Source organism: Pseudomonas sp. HPB0071 (assembly GCF_000478505.2).
In the GTDB taxonomy this organism is placed as follows: domain Bacteria; phylum Pseudomonadota; class Gammaproteobacteria; order Pseudomonadales; family Pseudomonadaceae; genus Chryseomonas; species Chryseomonas luteola.
In genome coordinates this window covers 443,974-452,714 of the sequence record NZ_KI517368.1, presented here as the reverse complement: position 1 = coordinate 452,714, position 8,741 = coordinate 443,974, and the positions used below count along the sequence as shown (strand labels likewise).

Genomic DNA, 8,741 nt, shown 5'->3' with positions numbered 1-8,741 from the left:
AGTTTGTCGACCTGGGTGACATCCGCCACGTTTGCCGCCGTGCCGACCACGCTGTGCACCAGCCCCGACTCGTCATCCACACCGATGTGCGCCTTCATGCCAAAGTAATACTGGTTCCCTTTCTTGCTCTGGTGCATTTCCGGGTCACGCTTGCCGTCCTGGTTCTTGGTCGAGCTGGGCGCGTGGATCAGTGTGGCATCGACGATAGTGCCCTGGCGCAGCGACAGGCCGCGATCCCCCAGGTAGCCATTGATTACGCCGAGGATGCTGGCTGCCAGCTCATGTTTCTCCAGCAAACGACGGAAGTTGAGGATGGTGGTTTCGTCGGGAATGCGCTCCAGGCTCAGCCCGGCGAACTGACGCAGGATGGTCGTCTCGTAGAGCGCTTCTTCCATGGCCGGGTCGCTGTAGCCGAACCAGTTCTGCATCAGATGGATACGTAACATGGCCATCAGCGGATAGGCTGGACGACCACCTTCACCCTTTGGGTAGTGTGGCTCGATCAGGGCAATCAATCCCTTCCACGGCACCACCTGATCCATCTCGATCAGGAACAATTCCTTACGGGTCTGCTTGCGCTTGCTGGCGTACTCGGCGTCGGCGAAGGTCATCTGCTTCATGGAAAAACTCGGCTGGCGGGATCGGCGTATTTCACCAGATTCGGGAAGTCTTTTTCAGACCTTCCTTAACTGCATCACAAGTAGGCGCTAATAACCAGCTCCTCATACCTTCAGCTAAATATATTTATGGATACGGGTCCACAATACGTAGCGATACTCAAGGCGATGACAACAACGTCACTATCGAGCAAGGTGCCGAACAAAGCAGTATCGACTACGATGTGATTGGCAATGCCAATACCGTTCATGTTGATCAAGCCACCATATCTGAGACCATTACCGGCACTATGATTGGCAATGGTAATGCTGCCGATATCCAGCAAAGCGGGCAATATAACGGCTCGATAAGGCTGGACCAAGAGGGCGATTTCAATACCGCCTTCATAAACCAGGCCTCGTACGAAGGTGCCAGCCACACAGTCGTGTCTCAAACCGGGACATTTAATGATGCCCACGTGGAACAGTTACGACACTATGCGGGCAGTAACACGACGCTGACCCAGACAGGAACTGGCAATAGCGCCCGCGTCATTCAATAAGCTATTCGCCCAAGCGGACGCTCAAGTCACTACCGCTGAGTATGGCCATAAGCAAAACGGCCATGCTCATATTCATTCAATTAATACTCCCTTATCTGTGTCAGCAATTACCGATGCAGGGCGAGAAGTTCGCCCCACGCTAAAAACCCTGTTCATCACGGGATACGCCGAAAACGCAGCTATTGGTAACGGCCACCTTGATCCTGGCATGCAGATACTGACCAAACCTTTTGCAATCGACATGCTTGCTGCCCGGGTAGGCGAACTGATGAACGCCTGACGTTTGCAGGTACTGATAGCGCACCGTTCAGTCGCGCTAGACCCATCTCTCCAGATTCCCTCCGCATGAGGCAGGCGAACCCTTTCCTCTACCAAAGCCGCTTTGAATAGCCGTCAGGTCTCAAGAGGAGCGCTCCAGGAATGATCTGTGTGGCAGCAGGCCTACACGCCAGGAAATCTGATGACCATTACATTGAACGAGCATGCTGCGCTCACGATACGCTTCGCGGGAGGAAAGGGTTTCCGCCTCTTCCTCTGTGATGCCATCCAGACGGTTGCGGCTAATCACACGATAACTCTCATCTCCACACAGTAGCGCCGCTTCCGAATGGCAGGACGACCAATGGCCTAACAAGCCGTTGCACTCCACGGCGTATCCAGCTGTTCCGTCCTGCAGATAAGCCGTCTGGGAAGTGGCACAGCCTGACAACAGGATCAGTCCGGACAGCAAGGCGCCCATGCTGGCGTTATGAAAGAGAGATGAGAGAGTCATGGCTGAGTGCTCAGGTGGGTATGAGCACTATGGTAGGAGGCAACCTGACACTCAAAAAATTGTTTGCCGAGATACCTTCTATTACGTTGAAAGATAGTTATCTCTCAAGTCCGGCCCCTGCGTCAGTCACCTCATTCAATCTGGCACCTACTTAAGGAGTTGCTCAGAATAAACCGCAGCAGCTCTCTTACTAAGCTAGCTGCTTACAGGACGAGCAAACGTCGAAGCGGCCTGTCCACACATTGTTATAATGGCTATAAAGACGATATTTACTGGGCGCCCTGATTGAATGGAAGCGATATATAGTGTCGGCCCAGCTCCGTCAGCGTGCCGTCATTGGCCAGGAGACTCGAGTGATGCACATCATTATCGACTCGACCGGAAAACCAGGCATAACGAAATACATCGGAACGGGATTCTAGCAGGGCGACCATTTCGGTCATCTGCTGCTTCTGTTTTTCTACGGAGTCGATCTGCGCTCCGTCAGGCAAGGAATGCCAATTCGCAAATTCAGTAACCCAGAACGGCCGACCATAGCGGGCAAGGCGATCAAGCATTCCAGACAGCCCATAGTCGTACCAATGAAATGCCAGATAATCGATTTGCGGATCTCGACCCGCGTGGGCCGAATTGTACGCAGCAAAAAAGGCGTCGAGCCACGCAACCGGGTCTGAATAGCCTGAAAGAGTGCCCCAATTCATTGCCGGACCCACCAGCTTGACGCCCGTGTTGCGGGAGATGGACTCGAGGCGAGGCCACAGGGCGGCCGCTGCCTGGGGCGTCAAATTAGCTTGATCAACCAGATTGGGTTCGTTGATCACAAGCAGATAACGTATGGTGGGATGAGCTGTCAGATACATCTGCAACTCTCCCTCATTAAAGTTTTCATTCCATACCATGGGAATGAAATCCATTTTATATACGTCCGCATAGTTATAAGCACTTACGGCATCACTAGGACGAGGGCTCCAGTTGTACCACCAACTTATCCCCGAAGATAACGCACTCATATCCTTTCCAGAGGTTAGATCATATGCAATGCCCCGTTTAGGACTTTTACTAGATGGGTCCGTTTGAATCAAAGGTGAACCTACAAGCGTAACGAGTATGCCCAGCGTTACCGCTAGTCGCCGTATAAAAGATCCCATCCCCTCTCCTTGTACAAATGCCTCAGGAGTGCCATTTCAAGCAGTATCTCTGGAGCGTAGGCGAGTGTAGTTCTCTGTCAACCTGACGCTCAACTGGTCAGTTTCAGCAGATTACGGTGAGACTTTTATAGTCTAGTCACCTTACCTATTCAAAGTAGGTCCAAGTCTCGCTATAGCACAACCAAGTTTAATCATTACAACGACATACCCGTATAAATAGTTGACTAAAGCTGCCATTCTATTAAATCAATAATATATCCAGCAGTAGCCTTTATATATTTTATACCGCTTGAATATACGCTCTTAAAGATATGCCCTTAAACATCGATATACATGATCCTAAGCGAATACCAAGTCTATTCGTTGTATCCAGTACGATGGGCAGGTATCTTGATCTTCGTTGACTTATGCTCGCTTACTGCATCATGAAAGAGCAGATACGGTTTCATCATAAAGCTACTGTTCTGTCATACTCGGTTGAAACGCTTCAAAGCGATTGAGTCAGTCTGATGCAGTCATACCCGCGGCTGCCCCTCAGTCAGGGCGTTGATTTCCAGCCATGCCGAGTGCTTCTGCTCTTTCGCTAGCCTATAGCCTGGCGCAACTGGAAACGTACTGCTGGTCAGGCGGTCCCATCATCACATTTGACGACCGCACTTTATTAGCTCCGGCCAAGGAAACTGTCATGAGTGATACCACTTACGTCCCACCCAAGATCTGGAAACCTACCACTGCCTCAGGTGGTACCTTTGCCAATATCAATCGCCCCGTAGCCGGGCCAACACATGAAAAGGCTCTTCCGGTTGGTAAGCACCCCCTGCAGTTGTATTCGCTGGCTACGCCAAACGGCGTAAAAGTCACCATCATGCTGGAGGAATTGCTTGCCTTGGGCCATACCGGCGCCGAATACGATGCCTGGCTGATCAAGATTGGCGAGGGCGACCAGTTCTCCAGCGGCTTTGTCGAGGTCAACCCTAATTCAAAAATCCCTGCTCTCGCCGATCACGGCGGTGACGCGCCTGTTCGAGTATTAGAATCGGGCGCCATTCTTGTCTATCTGGCCGAAAAGTTCGGTGCCTTTCTACCAACCGACACACTGGCACGTACCGAAACCCTGAACTGGCTGTTCTGGCAAATGGGTTCGGCCCCTTTCGTAGGCGGCGGCTTTGGGCATTTTTATGCCTATGCTCCAGAAAAGCTCGAATACCCCATCAACCGTTATGCCATGGAAACCAAGCGCCAGCTCGACGTGCTGGATCGGCAGCTGGCCGAACGTCGTTACATTGCAGGCGATGAGTACACCATTGCCGACATGGCCATTTGGCCCTGGTACGGCGTTCTTGTACAGGGTGGTCTATACAATGCCGCCGAGTTTCTCTCGGTGCAGGACTACACTCATGTGCAGCGCTGGGCAGCTGACATTGCCAAACGCCCCGCCGTGATTCGTGGACGTAAGGTCAACCGCACATGGGGTGAAGAGACAGACCAAGTACCCGAGCGGCACGACGCGTCGGATCTGGACTGATCATCAGCAGCGTCGGCCATCTGATGGCCGACGCCACACGCAAGCAAACGGCTCTGCTTTCAGTCACCGTCCTGCTTGTTTTGCCTTAAACACCGCTCGCCGAAATGTTGCACAGTTAAGCCCAACACATTATCAAGTGCTTCTGCTAGAGCTGCATCCCTACCGCCAGTCGGTTGAACGCATTCATCAGCGAAATGGCAAAGGTTAGATCGGAAATTTGCGCATCGCTAAAATGTTCTTTCAGCGGCTGGTATACAGCATCGGGCGCACCCTGGCTGGAGACATGGGTAAGGATCTCCGCCCAGGCAAGGGCGGCCTTTTCCCGCGCATCAAAGTGCTCGCTGATACGCCACCCGGCCAGGCAATCAAGCTTGGCCTGAGCCATGCCTGCTTCACGTAGCGCTTTGGCATGTTTACCTAGGCAATAGGCGCAGCCGTTAATCTGTGAAACACGTAAATAGACAAGCTCCACCAGCGAAATGCCAAGTGAACCCTTGACCAGGGCATTATTGGTAGTCAGTAAACCTTCATAGGCGGCTGGCGATAAGGTAGCGAAAGGAAGACGCATCTGGCTCATGAAACTCTCCTGCCATGAACTATAGATCGAGTTAATTTTCAATTGGCGATGACGCTAACGTGTGAAACAAAGGCTCCCGAGCTAGCTGCTAGCGCGCGCTGGTCAAGGCTTCACGTGCAGTGTCAGCACCCGATGCCAGCCCCTCGAGATAGTAAAGTGCACATCGAATAAGGCAATGGTATTCAGGACGTGACGCAGATAAGGACTCAGAAAATCTGGCTGACGCGCCCGGGAGCCTAGATGAAAACCTCTAGAGCTGCCCCATCCTCCCCCTACGTCAGCTGCATCGCCGCCCCAGGACAGGCCTGCCCAGACTCTTTGACCAACCCGCCTATCGTAAGCGTAATGCTATCGAGCAGCTCTTTAACTGGCTTAAGAAGCATTGTCGAACAGTCACCCGTTTCGAGAAGCTCACCAGCAGCTTCTAGGCCATGATTTCTCTGGCTTGCTTACGGATTTGCTTGAGAAAACCTTTTTCAGACAGAGCCTACAAGCCACATGGTTTGCTCACGCCTGAATTCGACCCGCTCACTGGTTCCAAATACATGCGATAACTGCATCAAACAGCTATTCATCAGTCATTTTTTACCTTTGATAAGCCAGGAGTAGATTTAAAACACACCTGGAATAATGTGACATCTATCACATTAGATATTGATTACATCGGGCTTATCCATTTTCGTTCAATCAGCCTCCTGGTTAGTTGCGCCTTTCTTGGCTGTATCTAACTGGCTTCGCAAGGTCAGACTGCTATGCCACTTTTACGACCCAGGCCGTTAGACACAACAGGCAAGCCCTCGGATATAAAAATTATGACTCCTCAACTTCACCCTGTTGAAAAGGAGCGCCTAGAGGCGCTTCATTCACTTGGCCTGCTCGATAGTCAAAAGGATGAGCGTTTTGAGCGGTTTGTTCGGCTTGCCAAGGCCTTGTGCGATGTACCTATCGCAGCGGTGTCGCTAGTAGATGTAAATCGGCAGTGGTTCTTAGGGTGCGCTGGACTTGGAGTCAGTGAAACGTCTCGCGAAATTTCGTTTTGTGGCCACGCAATTTTAGAGAAGTCAGATCTTTATATCCCTGATACCAAAGCCGACCTGCGTTTCCCCGTAACCCCTTGGTCACTGGAGACCCCTACATTCGGTTTTATGCAGGTTGCCCCTTGTATATGCCAGGTTATCTACCTATCGGCACGCTCTGCATTATTGATACTCATGCCAGAACATTAAAACACGACCAAATGATGCGCTTACGGGATCTGGCTAACTGTCTCCAGCGCGAAATCATAATGCACAAGCTCATACAAGACATTAGTCTACTAACCAATAGTCCGGCGTTGGCTGCATTGAGCGAGCCTGCTTACAACTTGAATGATGAGAGATATTAGCTGCGCGTTCGACCAGCGCCAGTAGAACTGTTGCGCCCTGGCCGTGTCATTGGTCAGCTGCACAGCTTGGGCTGCGGGAAGGCTCAGGGCGCAACAGTTACTTTGCCAGATCCTAAGCAGACCGGCATGCACGGCCCGCCAGAGCACCGTTACTCGAAAGGGGCCATTTTGAACCTGCCCTACTCCATCGATGACACGCGCGTGCTGATCCAGTACGCCCTGCACGGACTGAAGCACATCTATCAGGATGGGCTATGCTTACGCCAAGTTTGAAATCCTCCTGACAAGCCTTAAGCAACGTGACGAATATTCCATGGGGCTATTCCAGCCCGAGCAGTCAGCAGGTGCCGACCGGCTCGGAGCGAGTTACGGCTGATCCCGACTGAGCTATGTGGCACTAGTTGATAAACCAGAACTACACCAGACGGCTGGATCAATCATGGACGGTGCGCAGCTAGGTGATGTTTATACATAGGTGATCACTTTGAATCGAGCCGCAGAGAAACCGAGAGGGCTTCAGATCAACCCTCCTGCGGAACGGTCCAAAAAATCTGGACGTTCCCATCATCACGAAAAGCCAAGGTTACGTTATCGGTTTCCTCAAGCTCCGCCATGATCTGCTCCCACACCTCATCCGGATCGCTTTCGAGCCGCTCAAGCAGGGCTGTTTTTGCGCGCTGTGCGGCTGGACTGTTGATAACCCGCTGAAGACGCATAGCAAGTAAGTCATAGGGTTTAGGGGTAGGTGGAGAGGACGTGGTTTTTTTAGCCATACGCATAGCCCAATACTGTATACATTTACAGTATTATATCTGTGGTGTGGAGATCAAGCCGTTTCATGAACCAGCTCCCGAGCGTATGTAGTTACGCGACTGATGCTCATCCTGTATGTGGCTGTCCTCTCACAGGACGTTCGGCCCTCCACGAAGTTATTAACCTAAGGAGTGATTACACACTTTCGGGTGTACTGATATACGGCGCAAGCGCATTTCGCCTCATTGGCAGTTGCCCCGGTGCAGCAAGAGCCGCCCTTACCAATTCATGCACAGCATCCTGCGCCATGACGCCGAGCGGATGCGACAATACCGCCTGGACGAGACCATCCTTCAAGGCAGCCTGGGTAAGAGGCGTCAGATCATGACAGACCACTACGGGTAAGCGTCCTTGCCGCTCGCGTACCTCCCTGAGCGCACGCAGTACCCCTTCTATCCCTCCTCCCGCCACGTACAGCCCTGCCAGATCAGGCTGGCCTCTTAATAAATCCAAGGTGTTCTCATAAGCGAACATTTCATCTTCCAGCGTAAGCCTGGGCACCAGAAGTTCCCACTCCCCGGCCCGCTCGCTCAAATAACTTCGAAAGCTCATTTCACACAGCTCCTGACACTGGAAGCGCTGAGTGCCGATCAATAGCGCTACCGCCCCTGGCTGGCGAGCCAGCTGGGTAATGAACCAGCCGGCTGTACGTCCCGCCCGGCGGCTATCCAACCCTACATAACCTGCACCCGCAGAGGCTGCCAAATCAGACACTAGAGCGATTACAGGCATACCCTCTGCGCGCAAGGAGGCCACCGCTTCGCATACCTCACGGTGATCAGCTGCAACGACACCTAGTGCATCTACCTGACCACGCAACGCTAGAATCCGCTGCGCCGTGGTAGAAGGGTCGAAGTCATCCAGATAGGTAATCACAACCCTTACCTGTGCCTTGAGCGTAGTGGCGGCTGCCTCGGCCAGCGCTTCGGCTAACCCTTGGTAAAACGCCACGCCCTGCTTCATAAGCAGAAAGCCCAGCCGCACGATGGGCCGCTGCCCTGCCAGATGCTGTTCGATAATGCCCCGTGCATGAAAACCCAGTTGAGATGCGGCATCAGCGATACGCCGCGCTGTGTCTGCACGCACTCTGGCTCTCAGATTGATGACCCGGTCCACTGTTGACAGGCTGACCCCTGCCAGACGGGCTACATCTTCCATAGTAGGGCGACGCGACGAGACACTAGAAGGCTCTGACATGCGTGGATTACCTAAGCCGCTTGTTTGACAGGTTTTGATAGGTTCCGTCGCGACTATAGCACCTGCTACTAGCAAAGAGGCCCTGCGCTGCAGGCTACTCCATTAAAAATGGATTGGCTTACACGCTGTTTGTAGCATAGCTGTCTTAAGACTTATGCGTTCTCTT

The 8,741-nt window shown here is 52.5% G+C and carries 9 protein-coding genes and 3 pseudogenes; 6 read left to right on the top strand and 6 right to left on the bottom strand.

The window, feature by feature from the left end; translation table 11 throughout:
- Nucleotides 1-620: pseudogene (locus HMPREF1487_RS21585) on the bottom strand (IS5-like element ISPa16 family transposase); the annotation flags it as partial.
- Nucleotides 621-841: 221 nt separating this feature from the next.
- On the opposite strand from HMPREF1487_RS21585, the gene HMPREF1487_RS27455 reads away from it, so the two are divergent.
- Nucleotides 842-1,159 (top strand): hypothetical protein, encoded by a 318-nt coding sequence (locus HMPREF1487_RS27455; protein WP_154982406.1) that lies wholly within the window; start codon nt 842-844, stop codon nt 1,157-1,159.
- A 106-nt stretch (nt 1,160-1,265) separates the two neighbouring features.
- A pseudogene (locus tag HMPREF1487_RS26965) lies at nt 1,266-1,439 on the top strand (hybrid sensor histidine kinase/response regulator); the annotation flags it as partial.
- Nucleotides 1,440-1,559: 120 nt separating this feature from the next.
- Here HMPREF1487_RS26965 and HMPREF1487_RS21575 read toward each other — a convergent pair.
- Both HMPREF1487_RS21575 and HMPREF1487_RS21570 read right to left on the bottom strand, forming a co-directional pair.
- The gene (locus tag HMPREF1487_RS21575) at nt 1,560-1,931 is read right to left on the bottom strand and encodes a hypothetical protein (protein ID WP_010798873.1); all 372 of its coding nucleotides are present in this window, start codon (nt 1,929-1,931) and stop codon (nt 1,560-1,562) included.
- 269 nt (nt 1,932-2,200) lie between these two features.
- Nucleotides 2,201-3,079, bottom strand: a complete 879-nt coding sequence (locus tag HMPREF1487_RS21570; protein WP_010798872.1) for a glycoside hydrolase family protein — start codon at nt 3,077-3,079, stop codon at nt 2,201-2,203.
- A gap of 685 nt (nt 3,080-3,764) precedes the next feature.
- Here HMPREF1487_RS21570 and yghU point away from each other — a divergent pair.
- On the top strand, nt 3,765-4,604 hold the full coding sequence (gene yghU, locus HMPREF1487_RS21565; RefSeq protein ID WP_010798871.1) for a glutathione-dependent disulfide-bond oxidoreductase: 840 nt from the start codon (nt 3,765-3,767) through the stop codon (nt 4,602-4,604).
- Nucleotides 4,605-4,749: 145 nt separating this feature from the next.
- Here yghU and HMPREF1487_RS21560 read toward each other — a convergent pair whose 3' ends face one another.
- Entirely contained in the window at nt 4,750-5,181 is a 432-nt protein-coding gene (locus HMPREF1487_RS21560) for a carboxymuconolactone decarboxylase family protein (protein ID WP_010798870.1), read from the bottom strand.
- Between the two features lie 260 nt (nt 5,182-5,441).
- On the opposite strand from HMPREF1487_RS21560, the pseudogene HMPREF1487_RS26960 reads away from it, so the two are divergent.
- The 3 genes and pseudogenes from HMPREF1487_RS26960 to HMPREF1487_RS26955 form a co-directional block, all read left to right on the top strand.
- Nucleotides 5,442-5,606: pseudogene (locus HMPREF1487_RS26960) on the top strand (IS5/IS1182 family transposase); the annotation flags it as partial.
- 387 nt (nt 5,607-5,993) lie between these two features.
- Nucleotides 5,994-6,407: a GAF domain-containing protein gene (locus tag HMPREF1487_RS21555; protein WP_051370263.1), complete on the top strand. Its 414-nt coding sequence runs from the start codon at nt 5,994-5,996 to the stop codon at nt 6,405-6,407.
- A 188-nt stretch (nt 6,408-6,595) separates the two neighbouring features.
- Entirely contained in the window at nt 6,596-6,838 is a 243-nt protein-coding gene (locus tag HMPREF1487_RS26955; protein ID WP_244294495.1) for a hypothetical protein, read from the top strand.
- Nucleotides 6,839-7,086: 248 nt separating this feature from the next.
- On the opposite strand, the gene HMPREF1487_RS21545 is transcribed toward HMPREF1487_RS26955, so the two are convergent.
- Nucleotides 7,087-7,338, bottom strand: coding sequence for a DUF1654 domain-containing protein (locus tag HMPREF1487_RS21545; RefSeq protein WP_051370278.1), 252 nt, complete (start codon nt 7,336-7,338; stop codon nt 7,087-7,089).
- A gap of 175 nt (nt 7,339-7,513) precedes the next feature.
- Entirely contained in the window at nt 7,514-8,575 is a 1,062-nt protein-coding gene (locus HMPREF1487_RS21540; protein WP_010798867.1) for a LacI family DNA-binding transcriptional regulator, read from the bottom strand.
- Nucleotides 8,576-8,741: the final 166 nt, after the last annotated feature.